At 71.7% G+C, this 25,914-nt stretch carries 22 protein-coding genes and 1 pseudogene; 12 read left to right on the top strand and 11 right to left on the bottom strand.

All coding sequences use genetic code 11. From position 1 onward, the window contains the following. Window positions 1-109 precede the first annotated feature (109 nt). The 5 genes and pseudogenes from NAEX_RS54630 to NAEX_RS25940 all read left to right on the top strand — a co-directional run. Window positions 110-229 (top strand): annotated as a pseudogene (locus NAEX_RS54630) (VOC family protein); the annotation flags it as partial. Beyond that, a complete protein-coding gene (locus NAEX_RS25960) occupies window positions 216-908 on the top strand; it encodes a YdeI/OmpD-associated family protein (protein ID WP_096330169.1) in 693 nt (230 codons plus the stop codon). The pseudogene NAEX_RS54630 and the gene NAEX_RS25960, both read left to right, overlap by 14 nt. Before the next feature lie 401 nt (window positions 909-1,309). Next, entirely contained in the window at window positions 1,310-1,657 is a 348-nt protein-coding gene (locus NAEX_RS25955) for an ArsR/SmtB family transcription factor (protein WP_096330168.1), read from the top strand. Further along, entirely contained in the window at window positions 1,641-2,528 is an 888-nt protein-coding gene (locus tag NAEX_RS52235; protein WP_211302477.1) for an SRPBCC domain-containing protein, read from the top strand. Before NAEX_RS25955 ends, NAEX_RS52235 begins: the two co-directional genes overlap by 17 nt. 281 nt (window positions 2,529-2,809) lie before the next feature. Next, on the top strand, window positions 2,810-3,196 hold the full coding sequence (locus tag NAEX_RS25940) for a hypothetical protein (protein ID WP_096330166.1): 387 nt from the start codon (window positions 2,810-2,812) through the stop codon (window positions 3,194-3,196). Window positions 3,197-3,301: 105 nt separating this feature from the next. Here NAEX_RS25940 and NAEX_RS25935 read toward each other — a convergent pair whose 3' ends face one another. The 4 genes from NAEX_RS25935 to NAEX_RS25920 all read right to left on the bottom strand — a co-directional run bounded on the left by NAEX_RS25935 (window position 3,302) and on the right by NAEX_RS25920 (window position 8,876). Further along, a complete protein-coding gene (locus NAEX_RS25935) occupies window positions 3,302-3,817 on the bottom strand; it encodes a hypothetical protein (protein WP_143140293.1) in 516 nt (171 codons plus the stop codon). Between the two features lie 146 nt (window positions 3,818-3,963). Next, entirely contained in the window at window positions 3,964-4,692 is a 729-nt protein-coding gene (locus NAEX_RS25930; RefSeq protein ID WP_143140292.1) for a dihydrolipoyllysine-residue succinyltransferase component of 2-oxoglutarate dehydrogenase complex, read from the bottom strand. 16 nt (window positions 4,693-4,708) lie between these two features. After that, window positions 4,709-7,279, bottom strand: a complete 2,571-nt coding sequence (locus NAEX_RS25925) for a tetratricopeptide repeat protein (RefSeq protein ID WP_143825620.1) — start codon at window positions 7,277-7,279, stop codon at window positions 4,709-4,711. 451 nt (window positions 7,280-7,730) lie between these two features. Further along, entirely contained in the window at window positions 7,731-8,876 is a 1,146-nt protein-coding gene (locus NAEX_RS25920) for a PQQ-dependent sugar dehydrogenase (protein ID WP_211302476.1), read from the bottom strand. Window positions 8,877-9,371: 495 nt separating this feature from the next. On the opposite strand from NAEX_RS25920, the gene NAEX_RS25915 reads away from it, so the two are divergent. After that, window positions 9,372-10,529 (top strand): DUF4215 domain-containing protein, encoded by a 1,158-nt coding sequence (locus NAEX_RS25915; RefSeq protein WP_245913799.1) that lies wholly within the window; start codon window positions 9,372-9,374, stop codon window positions 10,527-10,529. A gap of 46 nt (window positions 10,530-10,575) precedes the next feature. Here the strand turns inward: NAEX_RS25915 and NAEX_RS25910 are convergent, their stop codons facing one another. Then, a complete protein-coding gene (locus NAEX_RS25910; protein ID WP_143140291.1) occupies window positions 10,576-11,262 on the bottom strand; it encodes a hypothetical protein in 687 nt (228 codons plus the stop codon). A gap of 199 nt (window positions 11,263-11,461) precedes the next feature. Between NAEX_RS25910 and NAEX_RS25905 the strand changes: the two genes are divergently transcribed. Further along, window positions 11,462-11,923: a DUF1877 family protein gene (locus NAEX_RS25905; RefSeq protein ID WP_170136008.1), complete on the top strand. Its 462-nt coding sequence runs from the start codon at window positions 11,462-11,464 to the stop codon at window positions 11,921-11,923. Here the strand turns inward: NAEX_RS25905 and NAEX_RS25900 are convergent. After that, window positions 11,836-12,303 (bottom strand): hypothetical protein, encoded by a 468-nt coding sequence (locus NAEX_RS25900; protein ID WP_096330159.1) that lies wholly within the window; start codon window positions 12,301-12,303, stop codon window positions 11,836-11,838. The genes NAEX_RS25905 and NAEX_RS25900 overlap by 88 nt on opposite strands. 585 nt (window positions 12,304-12,888) lie before the next feature. On the opposite strand from NAEX_RS25900, the gene NAEX_RS25895 reads away from it, so the two are divergent. Then, the gene (locus tag NAEX_RS25895) at window positions 12,889-14,550 is read left to right on the top strand and encodes a golvesin C-terminal-like domain-containing protein (RefSeq protein ID WP_096330158.1); all 1,662 of its coding nucleotides are present in this window, start codon (window positions 12,889-12,891) and stop codon (window positions 14,548-14,550) included. Window positions 14,551-14,606: 56 nt separating this feature from the next. Here NAEX_RS25895 and NAEX_RS25890 read toward each other — a convergent pair whose 3' ends face one another. The 5 genes from NAEX_RS25890 to NAEX_RS25870 form a co-directional block, all read right to left on the bottom strand. Continuing rightward, a complete protein-coding gene (locus NAEX_RS25890; protein ID WP_096330157.1) occupies window positions 14,607-14,852 on the bottom strand; it encodes a hypothetical protein in 246 nt (81 codons plus the stop codon). Window positions 14,853-15,187: 335 nt separating this feature from the next. Beyond that, complete coding sequence (locus NAEX_RS25885) at window positions 15,188-16,018, bottom strand: hypothetical protein (RefSeq protein ID WP_096330156.1); 831 nt, start codon at window positions 16,016-16,018, stop codon at window positions 15,188-15,190. A gap of 130 nt (window positions 16,019-16,148) precedes the next feature. Further along, window positions 16,149-16,871 carry a hypothetical protein gene (locus NAEX_RS25880; RefSeq protein ID WP_143140290.1) on the bottom strand — a complete coding sequence of 241 codons (723 nt, stop codon included), beginning with the start codon at window positions 16,869-16,871 and terminating at the stop codon, window positions 16,149-16,151. A gap of 82 nt (window positions 16,872-16,953) precedes the next feature. Further along, a complete protein-coding gene (locus NAEX_RS25875) occupies window positions 16,954-18,021 on the bottom strand; it encodes a coiled-coil domain-containing protein (RefSeq protein WP_096330154.1) in 1,068 nt (355 codons plus the stop codon). Window positions 18,022-18,029: 8 nt separating this feature from the next. Beyond that, on the bottom strand, window positions 18,030-19,016 hold the full coding sequence (locus NAEX_RS25870) for a coiled-coil domain-containing protein (protein WP_143140289.1): 987 nt from the start codon (window positions 19,014-19,016) through the stop codon (window positions 18,030-18,032). A 556-nt stretch (window positions 19,017-19,572) separates the two neighbouring features. On the opposite strand from NAEX_RS25870, the gene NAEX_RS25865 reads away from it, so the two are divergent. From NAEX_RS25865 to NAEX_RS25850, 4 genes are all read left to right on the top strand, one after another. Then, window positions 19,573-21,189, top strand: a complete 1,617-nt coding sequence (locus NAEX_RS25865; RefSeq protein WP_096330152.1) for an NAD(P)H-dependent oxidoreductase subunit E — start codon at window positions 19,573-19,575, stop codon at window positions 21,187-21,189. Next, window positions 21,186-22,715 (top strand): molybdopterin molybdotransferase MoeA, encoded by a 1,530-nt coding sequence (locus tag NAEX_RS25860; RefSeq protein WP_245913798.1) that lies wholly within the window; start codon window positions 21,186-21,188, stop codon window positions 22,713-22,715. The genes NAEX_RS25865 and NAEX_RS25860 overlap by 4 nt, the downstream gene beginning before the upstream one ends. A 162-nt stretch (window positions 22,716-22,877) precedes the next feature. After that, window positions 22,878-24,887, top strand: coding sequence for a molybdopterin biosynthesis protein (locus tag NAEX_RS25855; protein WP_096330150.1), 2,010 nt, complete (start codon window positions 22,878-22,880; stop codon window positions 24,885-24,887). A 31-nt stretch (window positions 24,888-24,918) separates the two neighbouring features. Further along, on the top strand, window positions 24,919-25,806 hold the full coding sequence (locus NAEX_RS25850) for a DUF6910 family protein (RefSeq protein WP_143140288.1): 888 nt from the start codon (window positions 24,919-24,921) through the stop codon (window positions 25,804-25,806). The last annotated feature ends 108 nt before the right edge of the window (window positions 25,807-25,914 follow it).

The raw sequence follows: 25,914 nt of genomic DNA, 5'->3' as shown, positions 1-25,914 counted from the left end.
CCGGCATCTACAGCTTCTGCCGTAGCCCGGCCACGGTCGACAGCAGCAGCGGGGACCGCAGCCGCTCGGCGATGGCCAGCGAGAGCAGCAGGTCGAGCAGCTCCTCGCCGTCGAGCGCGGCCCCGGGTTCGTCACGGCGTCGGTCGTCGGCCCGTTCGGCAACGTGCTCGGCGTGATGTACAACCGCCACTACCTCGATGTGCTCGGGAGGCGCGATGCGCAGCGGTGACCGCCCCGCCGCGTCATCCAGGGGCGTCGGCGAAGCCGCGGTCGTCGCCTTCCGCAGCGCCGCCGAGTTCGCGACCTGGCTCGACGAGCACGCCGGGCTGCGCGCCGGCGTGTGGCTGAAGCTGGCCAAACAGGGGTCCGGCGTGCCGTCGATGACCAGCGACGAGGCCGTCGACGTGGGCCTCTGCTTCGGGTGGATCTGCGGCCCGCGGAAGCCCCTCGACGAGGTCCATTACCTGCAGAAGTACGTGCCTCGCCGGCGCCGCAGTCGGTGGTCGCAGATCAACGTGGCGAAGGTGGAGGCGCTGCTCGCCGCCGGGCGGATGCGACCGTCGGGTATGGCCGAGGTCGAGGCCGCGAGGGCCGACGGGCGCTGGGCCGCGGCCGATGCGTCGCAGCGCGACGCGACGGTGCCTCCCGACCTCGCGGCCGCCCTCGCGGCCAGCCCGAGGGCGGGGCAGACGTTCGCGGGGCTCGGCAAGACGCGACGGTACGCGGTGATCCACCGCCTCGTCACGGCTCGCACCGCGCAGGCCCGCCAGCTGCAGCTCCGCCGAGCGATGGCCGCGCTCGAGCAGTCGCCTGGCCCTGCGACGGTCGGCGCTCCGGAGCTTCGCGGACCTGTTTTGGGGGACATGCGGGGCGCTTGCGATCGCCGCGGCGCCCGGGCTCCGGCGTGAGCCCCCGAGGCGGGACGCGATTGGCCGTCGCGTTGAAACTGAAGAGAGGTCGCGCGCGGCGAACTGCAGGGCTCGCCCGTCACGCCCTCGGGCGCGTCCTGCACCTCCAGCGCGATCCCGGGGGCGCGTGAGCAGCACCGTCATCGTGCGGTTGTAGAGCCTGGTCGAGCGCGCTCGCGCGACCTGCGGGGGCCAGGATCAGGCTGACTGAAAGGACAGCTTCCCAGGAGCACGCCCGAGGCGCACGAGTCTCCGGCGAACTCGTCGTGCGGACCCTGGCCCCCTACGCTTTTCCCTTTCGCCGGCGGACGCGGCCGCTCGCCAGCGCCCCGTCGCCTTGACATACTCGAGTATCTCGCTTACAGAACCAACAAGTTCTGGAACCATTTGGTTCTCGACTTATGCCGCGAGATCCGCTCAGCACCATTTTCGCCGCCCTCGCCGACCCGACGCGGCGGGCGATCCTCGAGCGTTTGCGGGCCGGCGAGGCCTCGGTCGTCGAGCTCGCCGAGCCGTTTGCTCTGTCGGTGCGGGCCATTTCGAAACATATCGGCGTGCTCGAGGCCGCCGGGCTCGTCACCCGCGAGCGCGACGGCCAGCGACGGCCGAGCCGGATCCGCGCCGAGCCGCTGGCCCACGTCGACCGCTGGCTCGAGGGCTACAGGCAACTGTGGAACCGCCGCTTCGACCGCCTGGACGAGCGGCTCAAGCGGCAGCAGAAAGGCAAGCACCATGACCCGACCGGATGATTCACAGGACCGTGAGATCGAGATCGTGCGCGTGTTCGACGCCCCGCGCGAGCGGGTGTTCGACAGCTGGATCCGCGCCGAGCACGTACGCGAGTGGTTCGCGCCCGAGGGGTACATCACCACCGATTGCGAGGTCGACGCGCGCCCCGAAGGCAGCCTGCGCGTCGAGTACCGGTCCGAGCGCGGCGCCCGGTTCAGCGAGCGCGGCCGCTTCATCGAGGTCTCGCGCCCCGAGCGACTGTCGTTCACGCTCACCCAGGTCAGCGAGAGCAGCGCGGGCCCCGAGACGGTCGTGACCGTCACGTTCACCGCGGTCGGCGACGCCACCGAGGTGCGCTTTCACCAGACCGGCTTCGAGTCGACGCAGCGGCGCGACGGCAACGCCGAGGGCTGGAACGAGTGCTTCGCCAAGCTCGGGCGTCACCTCGCGACCAGCGGCGCCGCCGAGGCCGAGCTGCGCGCGCTGTACCGGGCGTGGTCGTTGGCCACCGCCACCCGCGACCTCGACGCCTCGATGGCGCCGGTCGCTCGCGACATCGTCTCGTACGAGCACGAGGCCCCGCTGCAGGTCGTCGGCGTCGAGGCGGTGCGCGAGGTCTGCCGACGCGGCTTCGAGGCGGCGCAGGGCGACATCGGCTGGGACGTCCCGGACCTGCGGGTGATGGTCTGCGGCGACCTGGCGGTCACTTGGGGCCTCAATCGCATGCAGGCGCAGCAGCCGGGGCAGCCGCCGGTCGAGAGGTGGTCGCGCGGCACCCGGGTGTTCCGCAAGGTCGGCGGCGCGTGGCAGATGGTCCATCAGCACGTCTCGTTCCCCTACGATCCGCAGACCTCGCAGGCCAGGCTCGACCTCCGGCCGGACGATCGCTGACGTCGCGCCGAATCGCCGCCGACGTCGACGGCACGCACGCCGCGTGGTTGGAGGCCGTGACGCTGCAGGTCACGCTGTGGAGCGAGCCCTACGTCGCCGCAGCGGTGATCCGAGCGGGCCTGCACGGGACCTCGCCTTTCACACTCGTCCGGGCTGCAGGTACGCCTACCATCGAGGACGCTCTGCAGCGCGAGGTCGCGCGCGCCATACGAACGTCGATTTCGACGAGCACGGGGTGATCATCGGGCGGCCGCGCCTGCACGTAAGGGCAGGAGCGAATCATGAAGACCGAACTCATCTGCCTGGCAATCTCCACCCTCGTGTTCACCGCCTGCGACGTCGACTCGACGCACTTCGAGCCGGAGGACGGCATCGTCGCGCAGGATCCTAACCCCGAGTTCGTCATCGAGGACGAGTTCTCGGAGGATCCCTCGCTCGCGCCTCCGAAGGGCCCCTTCGACTTCACCAACCCCGAGCCGGAGCCCACGTCCGTCGCGTGCACCGGCTGGCCCAACGGCGACTGGTGTCTGGCGCGCTGCAGCAACGGCGGCTGGTACGCCGTCGGCCACTGGACCTCGATCCCGTACGGCAACTGCACCGGCTCCGGCCAGTCGTTCTGCGGCTACTACGGGATGGGCCACACCGGCGCCTGCTGGGGCCACCCGTAACTCACGGTCGAGCCGAGGAAGGCGTGGAGCACGAGCGACGAGGCTGCTCGTACTCCCGCCCTCACCGACTCGCCGTGGCGCCGAGCCCGGCCCGGCCGCGGACGATCAGCGGCCTCGTGCCTTGAAGACGGCCCAACCGCCCGTCAAAGCGCGGTCGCGGGTGAACGTCGGCCACTGCCGCTTATCCAATCGGCACGTGGCGTGCTCCTCTGCGACCTCGCTCTGGACTATGCATTGCCCCAGCGGCTCGAACCCAGTGACGATTTGGTTGATCGGGTCCGCGAAGGGGTCGCCCTGAATCTCGTACCGATCGCCCTCCTTTACGCCGTCACCCGCCCCGATATCGAGGTGGAGGTCGACCAAGGCGCGCGACGAATCCCAGCCGCCACGGGGGAGCTCGTAAATGGCGAAACATTTGCCGACGCGCAGGCGCTTGTCCTCGACGTGCGGGACAGCCGGCAGCCCGCCGGCGGCGAGCGCATCTCGCTGGCGGGAGGGGATTCGGCACAGCTCGACGACTTCCAGGCTGGTTTCATGCATCTGAACCCCACGGACCGCCCCAACCTGGACGCGATCCGTAGTGCCTGGAATCACATCACGGCTGAGGATCAGATAGACCATACCTCGCTTCGTACCGAGCGGCACCTGCCCGATGTAGAGCTTCCCCTCCACCGCGATGAGCCGTGGTTCTGCCGGCTCGCTCGGAGGCGTCGCCCCTGTCGGACGACAACCGGCGAGGACACACGCCACGATCCGCACCGAGCAGCTTAGAGTTCGCCACGACAACGCTGCCACCGCATCTCTCCTGTCAATCGTGCCTCCGACAGGTCACACTCGACCGTCGAGGCGGGGTATAGGAGCTCCCCGTGGATGATGCACCGTTTCATCTCGGCTCCTGCCGCGGGGACGACGCAGAATTCCTCGCTGTGGTGAAACTGCCCGCTGTCGGCGCTCAGGCGACACGACCACCCGCGGCAATCGGCCCGGCCGGATGCCGGCTCGCGCGTCTCGTCGTGCTCGGGGCTCGCAGTCGGGACGGGCGCGGACTTGGGCTCGGGCGCCACCGCTTCTTTTCGCCGCGTCCGCGGGGAGCGAGCCGTCGAGACGGGAACCGCCGCGGGCCTGGGCTCGGGTCCGGCGACCGGGCTCGTCGGCGGTGGCTCGACATGCATGGGCGCGGCCGCCTCGACGCTCGTCTGGCTGTCCGATGGGGCCGCCGGCACCGCCCTGCCCGCCATGAACACCGCCCCCGCGCCCACGAGCACGAGGACCCCGACCAAGGCGGCTCGCAAGCCGGCCGCGGGGCGCTTCCGCGAGGCGATGAGGATCTCGAGATCCGGCACGTATCCGCGGCTTTTGGCGGCCCGCACGAGCGCGAAGGCGACATCCCTGAAGGATGCCCCCGGGCCGGGCAGGTCGGCGAGCAACTCCGGCAACTCTCGGTACACGGCCGCTCGCAGCTCGGCTTCCGAGAACCGCCGGAGGATCTGCGCCATCAATGGGGCCTCCGGGCTAATGCTGCGCATCCTGTCCGTCATCCGCCGCGGCGCGGTTCGTTCGAAGCTCGGGGCAAATAAACAACTGGTCGTGACGCCCCATCGCGGCGTACAAGTCGCGAGCCAGATGGTACTCGTGTCTGGCAAGAGGATGCGTGCGAGCGTCGCGATGCACGCAAGCGATGAGCATCTGCGCCTCTGCTCGCAACACGGCAAATTCGCTGCGCTTGGCCTGGTCTCGCAGCCCCTTGAGCTTGCGCAGCGTCCTGGCATGGTCGCGCGAGGCCGCGAAGGCGGCCCACTCGAACTGCAGCTCGGCGCGCAGATGTTCACGCGGCTGCCCCTTCCTCTTATAAAATGTCATGATGGATTGGAGATGGTCTCGCAGCCCACCGTCCGCCCGTCCTTTTTCAGTGGCGAACAAGCCCAACCTTGCGAGGCGCCTCCCTTCCTCGTCATTTAGCCACTCGTACTTGCGGTCGGCGGCCTCGTAATGCCTCCGTGACGCATCCAGGTTGCCGAGCTCGCGGTGGACGTCGCCGAGGAGGAGCTTGCCGGCCGCGATGCCGGCCTCATCATCGAGGCTGTCATACCCGTGAATCGCCCGCTGGGCCTGCTCTTTCGCCAGCTTGCTGTCGCCCTCCTGGAGCGCGAACCTCCCCCCCAATAGACACGCGTGCGCCTGCTCCGGCTCGCGTCGGAGGTCGGAGGCCCGCCGTGTATACTGATCAAGCGCCTTTTGGCCCTGTTGCATCTGCCCGGCGATCAGGGCCTGCTCGACCTGCAGCCCGAGGATCTGGAGCTCCTCCTCGGCGAATTGACTCTTGCGAGCGACGCTCAGGAGCTTCACGAGCTGCTTGCGCGCGCGCGCTATCTTGCCGGCGTGGAGGTCGAGCGAGGCTTCCCCGATCTGCAGGCCGAGCTCCGACCGTCGCCACGCCGGACCCTTCACGGTCCGCCGCTCCGCCACAAGGCGCTTGCGCGCCTGCTCGACGCCGTCGCGCGACCGCCACAACCCCACGAGCAGGGGCATGCACTCGGCCAGACCGGCGTCGTTTCGCGTCTCCTTGTAAAGCGCCACTGCCCTTTTCAGGTGCTCCAGGGCCCCGTCGAGGTCACCCGAGCGGCTGCCCTTCCTCGCCAGCCTGAGGCTCTGGTTCGCCCGGGCCTGTGGTTCGCCCGTCGCGATAACTTCCTCGTACTCGGCTGCGGTCTCCTTCTGGCCGTCGTCGAGCCTGCCGGGATGGTCGGCCAGCTCGGCCTCCCGCGCCGCCAGTCGCTTCAGGGCGTCCTGATCGCCGAGCTCCCCGGCGAGAACCCGGGCTTCCGAAAGCAAGTCGAGGGCCGTCGCCCGATTCTTTCTCCGCTGATTGATCTCGATCGCGCATTCGCTCGCTTCGAGCTGGGCCCTTTTGAGGTCGGGGCGCCGTCGGCCCTCCTCGCGTAAATCATCGAGCTCCCACAGATTCTCGTTCGAGCAGGCGATGCGGACCCTGGCGTGGTAGTACGAGGGCGGTTTGGCAGCGCGGTCGTACTTGCGCCCGAACTCCTGCAGCCAGATCAGGGCCCGGCCGAACTGGCCCAGTTGAACCTCGGCGTCGACGAGCTGCAAGAGCGCTTCACTCGAGAAGCCACCGTGCGGGCTGCCTGCCCACGCGCGCAGGCGGTAGCTCGCTTCCTCGTAGGCCTTGCCGGCGTACGCGATCTGCCCGAGCAACGCCGATTGGTCGTCGGCAGCGTCTCCGCCCATCGCCGAAGGCACCAGCAGCGGCTTGGGGACCAGGGGCTCCTTCGGGTCTTTCGGCACGTCGGCGTAATAGATCGACGGGCACGGCTCGGTCGCGCAAACGCCCCCGGTCCAGACGACCTGGCTCGCTTTCCTGGCCCGAGCGCCGTCCGCCAGGCGCTGGAGAAGGGTCTCCGGGTCGCCGCTCGGCGTCGACGGAAACTCGTCGACCTCCAGTTTGCCGTCAGGAGCCGCTTGCCGGGCGCGCAGCTTTCCTGCGAGCCCTTCCCGCTTGTCTCGCTTCGTGGCCTCGGGGCTCGGAGGTACGGCGCCCTCTCTCGGGACGGCCGCGACGGCGACCTTGATGGACGGCAGCGTCGTCCTCGTTCGAAGCACGAACTCGTGCCGCTCCGTGCCGAAATCCTCGACCTCCTCCTCGACGCTCGCCTCTGCGCTCATCTCATGGACCCGGATCACCCGGACGAGCCCGAGCGGATAGTCCGGCTCACTCTGCTTCCGAGCTTCATAATAATCACCCACGACGACGCCGTCGTACTTGCCGATATTCAGGGTGACGCGGTCCCCCTTCCGGGACTCCATGTGTGCGTAATAGTTCTCGAAGCGGAGGCGTTTGCTGCCGTCGTACAAGGTGGCGGCCCCCCCTTCGACGGTCTGGCCCTTGCGCTGGAAGATGACGTTGATCTTCGCCGCTGTCTCGAAGTTGTCGACTACCCACGCGACGGCGACGGTCTGCGCTCCGACCCACTGCTTCTCCTGGCTGATGACGACGCGGGAACCTCGGCGCCAACCGTGATTCGGCGGTAGTCCGAGGACGAAGATCGCGTCGTCGGTATGGCACACCGTGGGTTGCCGGGCTGTGGCGTACGCCCTGTTGAAGCAAGATACGCTGCCCGTCTTCCTCCGCGCCCCCTTGTCCTGCGGCTCCTCCGGGCCCCCGAACACCCCGACACAGGAGGTCAGCAGAACCCATGCAAACAGACTGTGAACGTCCCAGCCCCGCTTCACGCCGGCACGATGCCATGGGACCCCGTTCTCTCGAAATTTACGACGGATGCTGCCAGAGCACCGAACTGATTTGAACGTAGTTCACATCACCTAAAAAACATTCAATACTCGAACGATTTTCTCGCCTGCCCTTGCCGAGTCTGCTCGCCGGACCATCCATCCCGGCGTCAACCGCTCCATCTCACCGGCCCATAAGTCATGTCCTCACGGACAGCCGCTCCTGAAGTCCGCGTACCCGTGTTCGCCGACATGGCTCTCCGGTCAGGTTCGGAAGAGCCTTCTCGCCTCACTCGTCCGCCGGCGAGAGCCGCAGGATCTTCGCGTTCTCCTTGTCGGTGAGCACATAGACCAGCCCGTCGGGGCCTTGGGCGACGTCGCGGATGCGCTGGCCCAGGTCGCCGAGGAGGCGCTCCTCGCCGACCACGCGGCCGTCTTCGAGGTCGAGGCGGGCCAGGTGCTCCTCGACCAGCGCCCCGACGAACAGGTCGCCCTGCCAGGCCGGGAACGCGTCGCCGGTGTAGAACATCGCCCCGCTCGGCGCGATCGACGGCACCCAGTAATACAGCGGCTCGACGAAGCCCGGCCCGCTCGACTTGCCGTCGCCGACCGGCGTCCCGTCGTAGTCGACCCCGTAGCTGACGCGCGGCCACCCGTAGTTCTTGCCCGGCTCGGGCAGGTTGACCTCGTCGCCGCCCTTCGGCCCGTGCTCGACGACCCACAGCTGTCGCGTCTCCGGGTGGATCGCCGCCGACTGGATGTTGCGGTGGCCGATCGACCAGATCTCCGGCAACGCCCCCGGCTCGTCGATGAACGGGTTGTCGCCCGGGATCGCGCCGTCGCCGTGGATCCGCACCACCTTGCCGAGGTGGTTGTCGAGCGTCTGGGACTTCTCGCGGGTCTCGTCGGTGAAGCGCTCGCCGAGGCCGACGAACAGCGAGCCGTCGTCGGCCACCGCGATCCGCGAGCCGAAGTGCTTGCCGTTGTCGAACGTCGGCTGCTGGCGGAAGATCACCGTCACGTCCTCGAGCCGCGGCGTCCCGTCGAGGCGCAGCGTCGCCGCCGCCACGCTCGTGCCGGAGCCGCCCTCGCGCGGCTCCGCGTAGCTGAAGTAGATCCGGCTCGACGTGGCGAAGTCGTGCGCCAGGGCCACGTCGAGCAGCCCGCCCTGGTCCTCGGCCATCACCGCCGGCACGTTCTCCAGCGGCTCGGACACGGCCCCGTCGGTCCCGACGAGCCGCATGCGACCTGGCCTTTCGGTCAGCAGGATGCGCCCGTCCGGCAGGAACTCGAGCGCCCACGGCCGGTCGAGGCCGACCGCGAACTCCTCGACGCGGAACTCCGCGGTCTCCGCCGGCGACGGCGCGTCGGTGCGGTCGCTGCGCGAAGTGGTACAGGCGACGAGCAGCGTGAGGACGGCGATCGAACTCCGCATGAGGTGCATCGGCGTTGCGAGCATTGGTGATGCCGGCGCGCCGGCAAGCGCGACCGCGCCGCGCACTGCAGGCGGGCCGTCCGGGCGCCTTCTCGACGTACCAGCCTCGGCTGCGGGACATGCGCCAACGCCCGGGGGCGAACTCGTCCCCCGCGCTCGCAGCCTTCGAAGGATCGCCGGCATCCCGAGCCGCTGGCGCGTCATGTTTTGAGTCACGCGCCGGCGCCCAGGTCCGCCACCGCGAGCGCCGCCGCGAGCTCGAAGTCGTCGCGCCTCGCGACGTCCCCCTCGCAGCCGTGCAGACGAGCGGGGCGCCACCGCTGCGGCGGCCCCCGGTCTGCGTCGGACGAGCCCTCGCGCGTGCGCGAGCAACCTGTCTCTCGGGACATCCGCGGTCGGCTTCGCGCTCGCGCTCGACTTCAAGCAGCGCCGCGGCGTTGACCTCGCCCTCGCTCCCTCCTACCGTCGTTCGTCGTGATGCGAGCCATTCGCCCCGTGAACCTGGTTCTGTGCGTCTTCGGGGCGACCGCCTGCGCCGTCGGCGAGGACCCGGAGGCGACCGCCTTCACCGGTGCGCCGATGTCGTCGAACCCGATGTCGATGAGCTCGCCGATGACCGCGCCGACCGACGGCATGGGCTCGACCTCTGCGCCGGCGACCGACACCGACGGCGTCGACAGCACCACCGGCACGAGCACCACCGGCAGCGACACCGACGCGCCGGCGACCGACACCACCGCGGTCGCCACCACCGAGCCGGGGACCAGCGCCGCCACCGAGGGCTGCCCCGACGGCGGCCTGTTCTGCGCCTGCTACGGCAACGGGACCTGCAACGACGGCCTCCTCTGCGAGAACGACGTGTGCGTGCCCGAGTCGGAGCCGGTGTGCGGCGACGGCATGCTCGCGGGCATGGAGGAGTGCGACAACGGGGCGGCCAACGCCGACACCGCCACCTGCAAGAGCGACTGCACCCTGCAGAAGTGCGGCGACGGCTTCCTCGGCCCCGGCGAGGCGTGCGACGACGGCAACGCAATCGACAACGACGCCTGCTCCAACGCCTGCGTGGCCGCCAGCTGCGGCGACCTCGTGGTGCAGATGGGCGAGGCGTGCGACGACGGCAACGCCGTCAGCACCGACGCCTGCATCAATTGCCAGGCGGCCGTGTGCGGCGACACCTTCGTGCACGCCGGCGTCGAGCAATGCGACGACGGCAACGCCGCCGGCGGCGACGGCTGCAGCGCCTCGTGCCAGATCGAGGTGCCGCAGTGCGGCGGCAACTTCACCACCGGCTGGTGCCTGCAGAACGGCACCAACCAGCAGTACACCCGCTGCGAGAGCGTGTCCAACAACAACAAGACCTGCAACAACCCGTTCGTCAAGTACGGCTCGGTCGAGAACGGGGTGCCGGCGCAGCACGGCAACAACGACTTCAACGCCTGGTGCATCCAGCTCGGGTTCGCCGGCTGGAGCGGCCAGGTCGGCTACGGCAGCCGCCCGTGCGACGCGCCGCAGGGCAAGCTGTTCGGCTGCGCCGGCTACGACGAGAACGTGTGGCACTGGTGCGACTGGCAGGACGGCTTCTGGCTCAACCAGCAGCTGAATTTCTGGCAGTGCAACGACGGCGCCGAGATCACCTCGATCACCTGCCTGTAAGTGCACTGTCCATGGAACATGTTCTGATAGACATGTTTCATGGACCTCAGATCGGCGGGCACACCGGGTCGGGCTCCGCCTCGCAGCTCTCGAACCACGCCGACCACAGCATGCACTCGGCGTGCGAGGGGTCGTCGGGCGCGACGGCGAGGCAGTCGGCGAAGAATTGGGCCGGCTTGAGGACGCAGCGCTCGACCGGGCCGACGGGGGCCTCTTCGAGCGTGCCCGGGTCCTCGAGCCAGTTCTGCCGCAGGGCCCCGCCCTCGCCGTCGAACACGAGGTCGTACCACTCTTCCTCGCCGTTGAACCCGTTGAGGTCGTAGCGCAGCGGGAACCCCTCGCCGGCCGCCAGCTTCTCGAGCGCGCACTGGGTCTCGGCCGAGTACGGCTCGGTGCATTGCTCGCTCCACCCGTCGTTGCCGCACCGCAGCACGACGTCGTCGCACGGCCGCGTGAACCCGCAGCCCATCGCCAGCTCGTCGGGGAAGCCGCCGCCGGTCGTGTCGTCCGTGGTCGTCGCGTCCGTCGTCGTCGTCGTCTCGCCCGTCGTCGGCGCTCCGGTGGTCCCGGGCTCCGTGGCCGTCGTTTCTCCGGTGTCCGTCTCGGAGCTCGTGGTCGTGCCCGGTTCGGTGGTCGCGTCGCTGGTCTCGCTCTCGGTGCTTTCGCCCTTGTCGGAGCCGCAGGCGGGGCCCATCCCGAGGAGGGCGAGGAGTAAGAGTCGGTCGAATCGCATGGCGGCAGAATAGAGCCTCATGGGCGATCGTACCAGCGGGCGGTGGTTGCGGATCGGCACGACAAACGTGTCGCTCGCGCGGGCCCGCACCGCGACCTCGCATGTCCCAAAGGACATGGCCATGGCGTTCGGCTCGCCGCGCCCGGCGGCAGCGAGAGCCCTGGACGCGGGCCGCGAGCCGGCCGATGATGCGTCGGTCATGGGCGTCACCGCAAGCCTCACCGAATTGACCGCGGAAGAGATCCAGGCCTGCCAGGAGGATCCGGCCGCACTCGCCGCCATCCTCGCCGATCGTTCGCGCCCGCGCTGCGAGCTCGACAAGGCGTGGGCCGGGCTGTACTTCCTGTTCGTCGAGGGCGACTATCGGCTCGAAGCGGCCATGCTCGACGAGGAGCTCACGCGGAAGCTCGGCCCCTATCACGTCAACTTCGTCCGCCCCTACGAGATGCACAAGATCGCCGACGACTTCGACAGGGAGGGCCGGGCCGGCCACCTGGCGCAGTACTACGACCCGGAGCGGATGAAGGGCGTCTACCCCGACATCTGGGCCCGCGACGGCAAGGAGGCGCTGGATTACCTGCTGTCCTTCATCCCCGCGCTGCGCGAGTTCACCGGCGCGGCGGCCAACCGCAAGGCCGGCGCCGTGGTGGTGATCGGCTGACCCGGGCCGCCGCGGACACGAGCCGCACGTCTGTCGCGGCCGTCCTCGCAGCCATGCGCGGCGATGAATGCGTCGATCACGGCTTGCTCGATCTGCATCGTCCTCACCCGTCCTTCAAGACAGGTTCTTCCGCCCTCGCCGCTCGTGCAGCCGCACCCGCCGCCGAGCGCGACGCTCTCCGGCGGCCCTCGATCGTTGTTCTGCGTCGACCGCACGGTGCGGGTGCCGTCGCGCACCAGCGCCACCAGCGTCGCGTCGTCGTACAGCTTCGCGTCGCCGCCGCTGACGTAGAACCCGCAGAACGCCTCGGCCCGGGCCGGAGCCAGCACGACTGTGCACGCCAGCGCGAGCGCCGAGATCGCCGAAGGCCGCTGCAGCATCGCCGCCAGCGCACCCGACCCGCGCCAGCCGCGCCGCCGCCGAGTTCCCCGGCCTGAACCACGTTCCCCGCGGTCTGCCGCCCCCGGGGGCGCGGCCCCGCACCGGCCTGCGTCAGGCGACGGCCCGCCCGCGTGGGCTACACCTGTCCCTCGGGACAGCCACGCGACGACGGCGGCGAGCTGTCTTCAAAGACAGCTCCATCGCCGAGACGCGAGCCCTGTCTCCTGCGTCGGGGACGCGGCTGCGGCGGCGCGGTGCGCACGTCCGAGCCCGTGCGTAGAAGGAGTAACGACCCCGCGGGTTTCGATCACCGGATTTTGTCGGGCGCGCCGTGAGGTCGTCGCGACGGCCCCCCGAATTGCGCGAGGATCACCGCCGGCGCCGCTCTACGCCCGGTTTGAGCGCAGGGCCGTGCGGCGCCCCTCTTGCGCCCGCGAGCGAGCCGGCGTAAGGACGATGGTGTCATTGTGACGGCCGTCTTGCCGGCCGCCCGGAGCTGCGACGTGTCGGTCGCGGCTCTGCGCGTGAGGACATGTCTCCTCGCGCGCGCAGGCAACTTATCGCCGCACCTCGAAGGTTCTGCCATGACGATCCGCCCGCTCCGCATCCTGACCAGTCTCGCCCTCCTCGTCCCCGCCTGTTACGGCGACGACCAGCCCGCCGACAGTGACGCCGACGTCGGCGCCGACGAGTCCACCCCCGACCCCGAGGGCGACGGCGCCGACGAGCCGGAGGTCGACCCGGCCGCGCAGGTCGGCGGGCTCGACGACGAGTTCCGCGAGGCGGCCGAGGAGTTCGGCGTGCCGATGCAGATCCTCCAGGCCGTCAGCTACGCCGAGACGCAGTGGCAGATGATCGCGGGCGAGGCCGAGTTCGACGGCCAGGAGCCGGCGTACGGCATCATGGCGCTGCGCGGCGAGCACCTCGGCCTCGGCGCCGGGCTCATCGACGCCAGCCTCGACGACGTCAAGAACGACCGTCGCACCAACATCCGCGCCGCCGCGGCGGTGCTGCGCAGCTACGCCGACGACCTCGAGTTCGACCGCGACGACCTCGGCGCGTGGGCCCCGGCGATCGCCTCGATGAGCGACATCGCCGTCGAGGACGCGCTCGTCAGCTACATCCACCACGACGTCTACGGCGCGATCCAGGGCGGCATCGCCGTGCGCGACCTGGCCGGCGCACCCGTGGCCCAGCTCCAGCCCGAGGCCAGCGTGGTGCCCGACTTCACCGCCCCGAGCGACCCGACGCTCGCGCCCGGCCCCGACTACGCCGGCTCGATCTGGCGCGCCTCGCCGAACTACAGCGCGCGGCCCGCGGGCACCGCCGGCCAGGTGAAGATGGTCATCATCCACACCTGCGAGGGCAACTACTCCGGCTGCTGGGGCTGGCTGGTCAACTCGCAGGCGGGCGTCAGCGCCCACTACGTGGTCAAGGAGGACGGCTCGGAGATCTCCCAGCTCGTCCGCGAGTCGAACAAGGCCTGGCACATCGGCGCCACCTACGACTGCGACCTCAACGCCAAGAAGGAGTGCGGGCTCGAGGGCTACAACTGCAACAACTTCACCGTCGGCATCGAGCACGCCGGGTTCGCCAGCCAGAAGACCTGGAACTCGAACCTGATCAACCAGTCGGCCAAGCTGACGTGCGACATCACCAAGGCCCACGCCGTCCCGCGCGACAAGTACCACATCGTCGCGCACGCCCAGCTGCAGCCGTACAACCGCACCGACCCGGGCGCGGCCTGGCCGTGGACGACCTACCTCAACAAGGTCAACGAGTACTGCGGCGCCCAGCCGCCGGCGCCGAACCCGATCCCGTCGGGTGAGATCGTCGTCGACAGCAACGCGTCGAACAACGACCCGGCCAAGGCGAAGATCACCGTGTCCGCCAACTGGACCTCGACGGCCGCCACCCCCGGCTTCTACGGCAGCGGCTACTGGTTCGCCAACACCGCGCCGGTGTCCGACGGCGCCGAGTTCTCGTTCTACCTGCCCGCCGCCGCGACCAAGACGATCGACGCCTGGTGGACCGCCGGCACCAACCGCTCGGCCGCGGCCCCGTTCGTGATGTTCGACAGCGCCGGCGTCAAGCTCGGCACCGTCAACGCCAACCAGCAGATCAACGGCGGCAAGTGGGTCCAGCTCGGCACCTTCAACTTCAAGGCCGGCTGGAACAAGGTCGTCGTGTCGCGCTGGGCCGCCGAGGGCTACGTCGTGATCGCCGACGCCATCCGCGTCCGCTGACCTTCAGGACATGTGCGAAAGGCCGGGCGCTCCGCGGGGCGCCTGGCCTTCGTCGTTCAGCGCCGCAGGTGATGGTCGATCGCCGCGGCGTAGCGGGCCGTCGCCTCGCCCTCGCGCAGCAGGAGCCGCGGGATCACCAGCTCGCACTCGAGCACCCGCAGCTCCCCGTGCGCGTCGGCGGTCGCGTCGACCCGCCCGAACGCCAGCGGGCCGTCGTGGGCGACCAGGCCGTCGTACACCCGGCGAGCCCAGGCCAGCTCGTCCACGCCGACGGCGACGGCCGCCGCCGCCCCGCCGAGCAAGCTCGTGAGCCCACCAGCCGCCGTCGCCGGCGACCGTCTTGCGCACCGCGTGGCAGAACTCGCCGTCCAGGAACACGAACGACAGCTCGCCGGTGCCGAGGATCTGCGGCAGGAACGGCTGGACGAGCACGTCGCCGTCGGCCAGCAGCGCGGCGAAGCGCCGCTCGTACTCAGGTGCCTCTTCGGACATGTCCAACGAATAGGTGTCGTTGCGGGTGAACGGACGCGGCCACGCGGAAGGTCCGCGATCGCCGGCGCTCTGCACGGATATCCCCCAGGACATGTTCATGAGGACATCTTATTGTCGATCACTCGGCCGGCCGCGCGCGTGCCCTTCACGCCAGCCGCTCCGGCCGCCCGAGCCGGGCCCGCAGCGCCGGCTCCTGCATCACCACGTGGCTCGCGCCCATGGTCGCGAACACCCGCTCGCCGCGCCGCATTCGGTCCGCGAGCAGCTCGACCACCCAGGCGTCGCGGACCTGGCTGACCCGGCGATTGGCCGCGTTGGTGAACGCCGCCGGCCGCGTGAACACCGGGTCGAACCACGCGGCCGGCGCCTCGGACCAGTGACGGAGCGGCGGCAACAGCCGCGCGGACGCCGAGGCCAGCTCGTCCGCGGTCGCCGGCGCGGAGATCCCGGTGGCGGCGTGGAAGTGCCGCAGCACCTCGACGAGCCGCGCCTCGTCCATCGGCACGCCGGCCCGCGCGCGGTGCTGCGGCACCTGGCGCAGGACGAAGAACACCAGGATCTGCTCGTCGCTGAACCCGGAAGTCCGCAGCGCTTCCACCTGCGCGCGCATCGACGGTTCGATGCTCGCGGCCGGCACCCCGTCCCGTCGCGCCAGGAATCGCACCAACCCGGACTCGCCGAAGCGGGCCGCCGCCGTCACCAGCGACGCCTCGACCGGCGGATCGCCGCCCTCGTTGAACGCCAGCGTCGGGCGAAACTCGGCCCACAGCGCGGCGATCCGTGCCACCTGCGCGTCGCCGGCGTCGTCGATGTGCTTCGCGCCGAAGAAGAGCAGCGCACCGTCCTCGCGGGCGAACCGCAGCACGTAGGGCATGTCGTGCTCGATGTCCGCGTACTCCTCGTGCGAGAGGATCCGCCCGCGGCGGCAAGCGGCGAGACCGGCGAGGAGCGACAGGGCGGCGCGACGGTGGAGCATGCGCGGTCCCAGCAATGGGCGTGCCCGGGAATTGCTCAGGCCCTCCGGCGGACGACGGCCCCCGGTCGATGACGAAATGTCCGCGCCCCCGGCAGGACAGGTCGAGACGGACAATCGCCGCCGAGCGGCCTCATTCACAGTTCACCGGCACCCAGTCGGGCAGCGGCCCGCAGTAGGCGGCGTCGAACGCCCCGCTCAGGTCCCACTCGCCGTCCTGCGAGTGCAGCGCGAACTCGCCGACGATCCGCGGGGTGCCGACGGGCGACACGGTCTCGGCGACGCTCACGCTGAGCGACAGCGTGACCTCGCCGCCGGCGAGGGTCCCGTGCTCGAAGCTGCCGCCTTCCATCTCGAACACCCACGGCTCGGACTCGCCGGTGAAGGCCGTGAAGTCCCAGCCCATGCGGGGGACCGCGATCACCAGGGCGCGGTCGATCGCCTGCTCGTCGGCGATCGCGTCGGCGATCTCGGCCGGGTCCTCGAACACGTAGATCGCCGGGAACTGGACGTTGCAGGCCGCCCAGCCGAACCAGGCCCGCGCGCCGGTGAACGGGCCGGACGGCGTCGTGCCGGCGACCGTCGCCGGCGCCGGCCAGTCGATCGGGCAGAATTCGGGGTCGCCGATCGGCTCCGACGACGCGCCCGTCGTCGTCGACGCCTCGGACATCGACGTCTCGTCCGCGCCCGTCGTCGTCACGCCGGTGGTCGACGACTGGCCCATGCCCGTCGTCGGCGCGGTCGAGGAGGCGCCGCTCGCCTCGCTCGCCTCGCTCGTCGAGCTGCCCGCCGACTCGCCGGACTTGCCGGGGCCGCAGGCGATCAGGAGCACGACGGTGACCACGAGAGGTCTCAAGCGCGCCGATCGTAGCACTTCGCGCGCGCGACGACGGCGGCGCCCGTGAAGAACCGCCGTCCCGAGCAGCCGCTGCTGATTCCTATTTGAACTTCTGCGACGTCTTGGCCTGCTCGAGCGCGATCTCCTTGACCGCGGCGAACGACGTCGAGTTGGACGCGCCGTCGATCGCCTTGATGGCGAGGTCCTGGGCCTGCTTGAGCGCCGTGGCGAGCTGCTTCGACAGCTCGAGGATCTGCTCGTCCTGCTTCTTGCTGGCGGCCTCGAGCTCGTGGATCTTGAGCTCCTGGACCTTCTTTTTGCCCTCGAAGTCCTTGAGGGCCAGGTCGGCCGCGATCTTCGACTGCCGGCGGGCGATCGCCATGCCCTCGGCCTCGGCCTTGTTGATGGCCGCCTCGAGCTCCTTCGGGTAGGCCGCGGCCTTGGCCTTGAGGTCGGCGTACTCCTGCTCGCGGGCCGCGATCGCCTGCTCGCGCTCGTTCCACTGGACCGTCTTGACCTCCTGCAGCGCGTCGAGCTCGGCCTGCAGGCGCTTCTTCTCCTGCGCCAGCGCGTCGGCGTCGGCCGTGCGCGCGCGCGTGGTCGCGTAGCCGTACTCCTCGGCCTCGCGGGTGCGGGCCAGCTTGCCGGCGGCCTCGGCCTCGGTGACCGCGCGGGCGCGCTCCTCCTGCTGCTTGCGCCAGCCGGCCTTGCGCGCCTCGAGCTCCTCCTCGACCTTGCGCTTGCGGGCCGCGAACGCCTCGTCGGCGCTGCGCTGGGTGTCGAGGTAGCGGCGGACCAGCTCGCGCGTGGTGTCGTCGCCGACCTCGATCGCGTGCAGCACCTTGAGGTGCTCGGTGTAGCCGGCGATCTCGCTGCGCAGGCTCTCGAGCCGGCCCGACTCGCGGAGGAGCTGCTGCTGCAGCGTCGACGAGGCGTCGCCGAAGCGGGTGCGGATGCTGTCGAGGTCGCGGGTCAGGTCGTCGAAGTTCACGGGGGCGTTCTCCTGGGCGGCGGGGGCGGACGGGGCGGCCTGGGCGGCCTCGGGCGCGGCGGCGCGGGTCGGCGCGGCGGCGGGGCCCCTGTCCTTGAGGTTCTTCAGCTCCTGGGCCAGCTCGTGGTAGGCCTCGAGGATCTCCTGCTTCGTGCTCTTGCTGGTGAACGTCTTCATCGCGAGCCTCACTTCCTGGCCGAGGTGCCCTCGATGGCCTTCTGCGCCAGGCCCTGGGTCTGGGCCAGCGCGGCGGTCAGCTGCGCGTTGAGCTCGGCGATCTGGACCCGCTGCTTCTCGATGCGGTCCTCGAGCGCCTTGATCTTCAGCTCGCCGACCTCGAGGTTGGCCGCGTTGTCGCGCGAGGCCAGCTCGGCGTCGACCTTGGCGTCGGCGCTGATCTTGACGATCACCTTCTCGCGCGCCGACTTGCCGGCGTCCTCGATCTCCTTGGCGTACGCGGCCGTCTTGGTCCGCAGCGCCTCGATCTCGGCCGCCGCGGCGGCCAGCACCTTCTCGCGCCCGTCCCAGTTCTTGTCGCGCTGCGCCTGCGTCTCCGCCAGCTGCCGCTCGAGCAGGCGCCGCTTCTCCGCGAACTCGTCGGCCACCAGCCGGCGCTGGCGCTCGATCTCGTAGGCGTACTTCTCCTCGTCGGCCTTGCGCTCCTTGGCCCGGGCCGCGTCGGCCTCGGCCTGCGCCGTCGCCTTCTCCGCGTCCTCCTTGGCCCACGCCTCTTGCTGGCGCGCGATCTTCTCCTCGAGCTCGCGGACCTCGGCCGTGAACTTGTCCTCGAGCGCCTGCAGCCGCTTGGCGTCGTCCTGATGCAGGATCTCGAGCGCCTCGGCGGCGATCCGCACGTGCTTCAGGTCTTCCACGCGCGCCGCCTCGGCCGCGATCGCCTTGCGCAGCTCGTCGAGCCGGGCCGCCTCCGACGCCAGGCGATCGGCCAGGGCCTCGACCGCCGCGCCGAAGCTGACCTGCAGCTCCGCGAGCCCCTTGATGATGGTCTCGCTGGTGTATTGCGCGGCGCGTTCGACCGCCTCGCGCAGCTTGGCCCGCTCGGCCGCCTCGGCCTTGGTGGCCGGTTGGGCGGCCTGCTGCAGGTGCTTCTGCAGCAGCGGCGAGAAGCTCTTCAACACTTCATCTCGGGACTTCGGGACGATCACACTCGACACGTTCGACTCCTAGACTGCGAACCCCACCAGGGCAGCGATGCGTGGACCTTACCAGAGCCGCATCGCCTGGCGGAGATCACGCGAACGCGGCCGCGTTCCGGTCCGGCGTTGCAGATGCACCGGTGCGCGCCGCCGCGCCGCGCCCGCGCGGTTCTGCACAAAACCATTGTTCCGTCGCTGCCGCGAATCGACCGGTGCTCCTGCCAGTCGCTGGGCCTGTCGACCTCGTCATCCGTGGCGACGGCCGTCGACGTCTGCTCCGTCGATTGTCGAGTCCCTCGCGCTCCCGATGGAAGCACTCGCGACGACAGCGGTCGCTCGGACCTCCCGGCCGTCCGTGTTGGTCGGCCAGAGATGGACCCCTCGGCGCCGTCACCGTCGCGCCGACGTCGCCCGCTCGCGGCCTCGACCGGCGGCCTGCCGCGATCGTCACGCCCGACGAAGACGTCGCGGCGACGGCGAGCTCACGCAGTACCCGTGCGCCCCGCGCCAGCGGCAGAAAAAACCCGACCGCCGGCTTCGCAGGCGGCCAAGGTGCGCTACCCTGTCGCCGACGATGCGGTACCGGCCGCCGAGCATCATTCAGCGCCTCAACGCCCTGCAAGCCGAGCACGGCTGGCTGCGGCCCGACGACCTCGTGCTCGCGGCCAGGGACCTCGGCGTACCGCTGCACCGCATCGAGGGCGTCGCCTCGTTCTACCCGCATTACCGGCGCACCCCGCCCGCGGCGCATCGCCTCGACGTCTGCCGCGACCTCGCCTGCGCGATGCGAGGCGGCGCCGACTGCCTCGCCGAGCTGCGGGCCGGCGCGGCCGCGCACGAGGCCGCCACAGGCGAGCGCGTCGAGGTCTGCGAGGTCTCGTGCCTCGGGCGCTGCGACAGCGCGCCGGCGGTGCTCGTCGGCCACGACCCGCACACCGGCGCCGCGGCCGCTCTGGCGGCCCTCCGGGCCGGGCACGAGCGCGAGCACCTCGACGTAGCGACGAAGTCCTACCGCGTCGACCCCTACGCGCGCCCCGGCGAGCGCTACGCGACCGTGCGCGCGCTCGCGGCCGGCGGTGCCGCGGCCGCCGAGGCGCTGCTCGGCGAGCTCAAGGAGGCCGGCCTCCGCGGCATGGGCGGAGCCGGCTTCCCCACCGCGCTCAAGTGGCGCACCGTCCGCGACGCCGTCTCCGACGAGAAGTTCGTCGTCTGCAACGCCGACGAGAGCGAGCCCGGCACCTTCAAGGACCGCGAGCTGCTGGCCAGCCTGCCGCACCTGGTGTGGGAGGGCATGCTGCTCGGCGCGGTGGTCGTCGGCGCCCGGCGGGCGATCGTCTACCTGCGCCACGAGTACGAGCTCGAGCGCCGCGCCCTCGCGCGCGAGCAGGAGGTCGCGGCGCGGGTCGCCGGCGAACTCGGCGTCGAGCTCGAGATCTTCGTCTCGCCCGGCGGCTACATCATGGGCGAGGAGACCGCGCTGCTCGAGGCGCTCGAGGACCGGCGCGGCGAGCCGCGCAACAAGCCGCCGTTCCCCGGGATCGCCGGCCTGTTCGGCCGGCCCACGCTGATCAACAACGTCGAGACCCTGACCATGGCCACGGCGATCGCCGCCCGCGGCGCGGCCTGGTGGAAGGCCCAGGGCCTGCGCGGCTGCGCCGGCCTCAAGTTCGTGTCGATCAGCGGCGACGTGGCGAGCCCCGGGGTCTACGAGATCGCCACCGGCACCACGATCGCCGAGCTCGTCGCCCTCGCCGGCGGCGTGCCGGACGGGGCCGCGGTGCAGGCGGTGATGCCCGGCGGCGCGTCGACGGCGTTCCTCACCGCCGACGCCCTCGACACGCCGCTGGACTTCGATCATCTGCGGCGCGCCGGCTCGTCGCTCGGCTCGGGCGCCGTGATCGTCGTCGCCGCCGGCCGCGACATGCTCGAGCTCGGGGCCAACGTCACCCGCTTCTTCCGCAACGAGTCGTGCGGCAAGTGCGTGCCGTGCCGCGTCGGCACCGAGAAGGCCGTCGTCCTCCTCGACCGCTGGCTCGCGGGCGAGGCCGCCGAGGACACCCCCGAGCTGCTGCGCCAGCTCGACCGCACCCTCGGCCAGACCAGCATCTGCGGCCTCGGCCAGGTCGCCCTCCTGCCGGTCGTGTCGATCCTCGACCGCCTGCCGCCCACGCGCCCGACCCGGAGGTCATGAGCGGTCCGACCAAGCCCGACGCCCGGGGCGCGACCCACGCCGGCGGGCGCGCGCCTGGTCCCTCGGGACATGTCCCCGCGGACAGCGACGGCCCCGACACGCGCGGCCCGACCGCGCCCGCGGGCCCGCGGGCGTCCAGTCTTTCGGGACATGTCCCAAAGGACAGTGGCGACCCGGGCATGAGCCGCGCCACCAGGCCCGGCGACTCGGGCGCGCGACCCGCCGGTGCGAATTCGGCAGATCTCTCAGGACATGTCCCACAGGACAGCGGCGACCCGCGTATGCGGGGCTTTCAGGCCCGCGCCGACCTCGCCGACGCGCTGGCCCTGCTACGCGAACGGGCGGTCCGTCTGCCCGGCGAAGAGGTCCCGCTGGCGGCGGCGTATGGCCGGGTCCTCGCCGCCGACGTCCTCGCGCCGATCGACGTCCCCGGCTACGTGCGCGCGGCGGTCGACGGCTACGCCCTGCGCGGCGAGGACAGCTTCGGCGCCACCGTCGACGCGCCGCTGGTCCTGCCTGTCCGCGGGGACAGCTTGCCCGGGCGCCCCTATCCGGCCGCCCTGGGCCCCGGCGAGGCGGTGCGGATCGCCACCGGCGCGCCGCTGCCCGCCGGGGCCGACGCCGTGCTGCAGGCCGAGCTCGCGCGCGAGGTCGTGCGCGGCGGGCGGGTCCTGGTCGAGCTGCTGGGGTCGGTCCCGCCGCTGCGTCACACCGGGCAGGTCGGAGAGGACATGTCCCGGGGGACATGTGTGCTCACCGCCGGGCGCCGCCTGCGGCCGCAGGACGTCGGCGCCCTCGCCTCGCTCGGCCTGGCCGGCGTCGCCGTGGTCCGCCGCCCGCGCCTCGGCCTTCTGGTCACCGGCGACGAGTTGGTCCCGCCCGGCACCGCCCCCGGCCCGCACCAGATCGTCGACAGCAACTCGCTCGTGCTCGCCGGCCTGGCCGCGCGCGACGGCGCCGCGTGGCTGGCCCCGCTGCGCGCCCGCGACGGCGTCGCGGCCCTGCGCGCGGGCCTCGAGGCGCTGCTGGCCGGCCCGGCCGACGTCCTGCTGATCTCCGGCGCGACCAGCGTGGGCCCCGAGGACCTGATGCCGCAGATCTTCCGCGAGCGCGGGCGCCTCGACCTGCACGGCCTGGCGGTCCGCCCGGCCAGCCCGACGGCGCTCGGCCGGGCCCACGACGGCCGCCCGGTGTTCCTGCTCCCGGGCAACCCGGTCTCGTGCCTGTGCGCCTACGAGCTGGTGGTCGGCCCGCTGGTGCGCGCCCTCGGCGGCCGGCCCGACCCGTGGGCCTTCCCGCACCGCAGCGTCGAGCTCGTGCTGGCCCGCAAGCTGACCAGCAAGGTCGGCCGCACCGACTTCGTCCGCGTGCGTCGCCTCGGCGCGCACGAGGTCGAGCCCGTGGCCACCAGCGGCGCCAGCAACCTGTCGTCCACCGTGGTCGCCGACGGCTTCGTACTCGTCGACGCCGACAGCGAGGGCGCCGCCGCCGGCGAGCCCGTCCGCGTGTATCTGTTCGACCCCTGAGCTTCCGCTTCGCCCAGTCCGCACGCTTCGAAGCCTCGTCGACTTCGCCGCGCCACCCGTCGACGCTCCCGTCCGCCGCCTCACCGCAACGCTTCGAGCGCTCGCCCCCCTCGCCCCTCCCTTCCCTCTCCTCGTCCGCGCCCTCGCCCCTTTACCCTCCCCGTGACCGAGCAGCGTCAATTCCTTCAGGTCGCCGACCCCGAGGTCGCGGTCGCCCGCTGGTGGGCGGCCGCGCGACCTGTCCCGTTGGCCAGCGAGGACGTCCCGCTGGCGGGGCTGTGCGGGCGGGTGCTCGCCGAGGCCGTGGCCAGCCCGCGCGACGTCCCCGGCTTCGACCGCAGCAACGTCGACGGCTACGCCGTGCGCGCGGCCGACACCTACGGCGCCAGCGAGCGCGCGCCCGCGCGGCTGCGCCTGCGCCCGGAGGTCGTCGTTCCGGGTGTCCCTCCGGACATGACCCTCGGACCAGGCGAGGCCGTCTCGATCGCCACCGGCGGCGCCCTCGTCCGCGGCGCCGACGCGGTCGTCATGGTCGAGGACACCGACGAGGAGCGCGGCGAGCTGCTGGTGCGCCGCCCGGTCGTGCCGGGGGCGATGATCGCCGTCGTCGGCGGCGACATCACCCGCGGCGAGGTCGTGCTGCGCCCGGGCGCCCGCCTCGGCCCGCGCGAGACCGCCGTGCTCGCGGCCGTCGGGCGCGCGTCGGCCCGCGTGGTCCGCCGCCCGCGGGTCGCCATCCTCTCGACCGGCGACGAGCTGGTCGCGCCCGGCGGCCCGCTGCTGCCGGGGCAGATCCACGACTGCAACCAGACCTTCCTCGCCGACAGCTGCCGCGAGCTCGGCGCCGAGCCGCTGGCCCTCGGGATCGTCGGCGACGACCCGGCCGGCCTCGACCTGGCGCTGCGGACAGCCCTGCACGAGCACCGCTGCGACGTCGTGCTGCTCAGCGGCGGCACCAGCAAGGGCGCCGGCGACCTCAGCGCCGCCGCCGTGGCCCGCCTGCCCGGGCCCGAGCCCGGCGCCCCTGCCGTGTGCGTCCACGGCGTCGCCCTCAAGCCCGGCAAGCCGCTGTGCCTCGCCGTCACCGCCGTCGGCGAGCGCCGGGTCCCGCTGGCCGTCCTGCCCGGCTTCCCCACCTCGGCGCTGTTCACCTTCCACGAGTTCGTCGCCCCGCTGCTGCGCGCCCTCGCCGGCCTGCGCGCGGCCGCGGCCCCGCCGCTGATCGCCCGCCTGCCGCACGACCTCGCCAGCGAGCGCGGCCGCCGCGAGTACGCCCTGGTCCAGCTCCTCGCCGGACCCGAGGAACATGCCCCCGCGGACATGTCGATCCAGACAGGTTCTTCGCTACATGCCCCCGGCGCCAGCCTTCCGCTGGCCCTGCCGATCGGCAAGGGCTCGGGCTCGGTCACCGCGTTCTGCCGGGCCGACGGCTTCATCGCCGTGCCGCGCCAGACCGAGCGCCTGCTCGCCGGCGCGACGGTCGATGTCCACCCGATCGACCGCGACGCGGCCGCGCCCGACCTCGTGATCGTCGGCAGCCACTGCACCGGCCTCGAGCGCCTGGTCGACCGCCTGCACGCCCGCGGCCTGGCGGTGCGCCTGCTGGCCCAGGGCAGCCAGGGCGGGCTCGCCGCGGCCGCGCGCGGGCTGTGCGACGTCGCCCCGATCCATCTGCTCGACCCCGACACCGACGCATACAACCGCGCCTTCGTGCCCGACGACTGCGACCTCGTGCCCGGCTACGGCCGCATGCAGGGCCTGGTCAGCCGCGCCGATGACCCGCGCTTCGCGGCCTGCCCGCAGCCGTTCGCGCTGCCGGCGTGCGTGCGCGACCCGGAGGTCTTCCTCGTCAACCGCAACCGCGGCAGCGGCACGCGGATCTTGCTCGACGCGCTGCTCGGCCCGGGGCCGCGGCCGTCCGGCTATTCGCACGAGGCCCGCTCGCACAGCGGCGTCGCCGCCTGCGTCGCCTCCGGCCGGGCCGACTGGGGCGTGGCGATCTCCACCGTCGCCCGCGACGCCGGCCTGCGCTTCTGCCCGATCCGCCTCGAGCACTACGACTTCGTCATCCCCCGCGCCCGCCGCTCCCGCCCGGCCGTCCAGACCTTCTTGCAAATTTTGGCCGATCCGGAGCTCCGCGCGGAGCTGCGAGCGGCCGGCTTCGACGCCTGATGGCTGTCCTTTCCAGCATGTCCCGATGAACATGTCCCCTGCGCCCCTTCGACTCCACCACCTGCGCGACCTCGAGCTGTCGGCCGCGAGCGGCCTGGTGCGCCGCGGCGGCTGGTCGTTCGTGGTCGCCGACGACGAGCTCGAGCTGCACGCCTACCCCGAGGTCGGCCCGCCGCGCCGCTACCCGCTGCGCGCGGGGGTGCTGCCGCGCGAGCCGGCCGCGCGCAAGCGCGAGAAGCCCGACTTCGAGGCCCTGTGCCCGTGGGACGGCGGCGCCCTGCTGGCGCTCGGCTCGGGCTCGCGGCCCAATCGCCAGGCCGGCGTCGTCATCCATGTCGCGGAGGACATGTCCTCCGCGACATGCTCCGAGTTTTCGCTGGCCCCGCTGCACGCCGCGCTCGCCGGCCAGGTGCCGGAGCTCAACCTCGAGGGCGCGGCCGTGTGGGGCGACCACCTCGTGCTGCTGCAGCGCGGCAACGGGGTCGGCAACCGCAACGCGCTGGTCCGCCTCGACCGCGCCGGCGTGGCCGCGGCGGTGACTGCCCGCGCGGCCTGGACGGCCGCCCTGATCCGCGACCTCGCGTTCGTCGACCTCGGCGACGTCGCGGGCGTGCCCTACACCGTCACCGACGCGGCCGCGCTGCCCGACGGCGGCCTCCTGCTCACGGCCGCCGCCGAGGACTCGCGCGACACCTACGCCGACGGCGCCTGCCTCGGCTCGGCGCTCGTCCGCCTCGACCCGCCGCACCAGGTGACGTGGCGGCTCGCGTTGCCGGGTCGTCACAAGTTCGAGGGCGTGTGGGCCGAGCCCGACGGCGACCTCGTCCGCGTCCACCTCGTCGCCGACGCCGACGACCCTTCCGTCCGCGCGCCGCTGCACGTCACGACCCTCGATCCCCGCACCGGCCTGCCGCGCTGAGCGAAGCTCCGGCCGACTGCGCGAGCATGCATCGTCCACGCTCACGGGCCCGCGCTCGATCGCGCGGCCCATCGGGCAACTGTTGTGAAGAGGACTGAACCGCTCGCC

Source organism: Nannocystis exedens (assembly GCF_002343915.1).
GTDB classification, from domain to species: domain Bacteria; phylum Myxococcota_A; class Polyangia; order Nannocystales; family Nannocystaceae; genus Nannocystis; species Nannocystis exedens.
The sequence above is the reverse complement of the archived record's forward strand: the minus strand, read 5'-3'. Positions and strand labels throughout refer to the sequence as shown.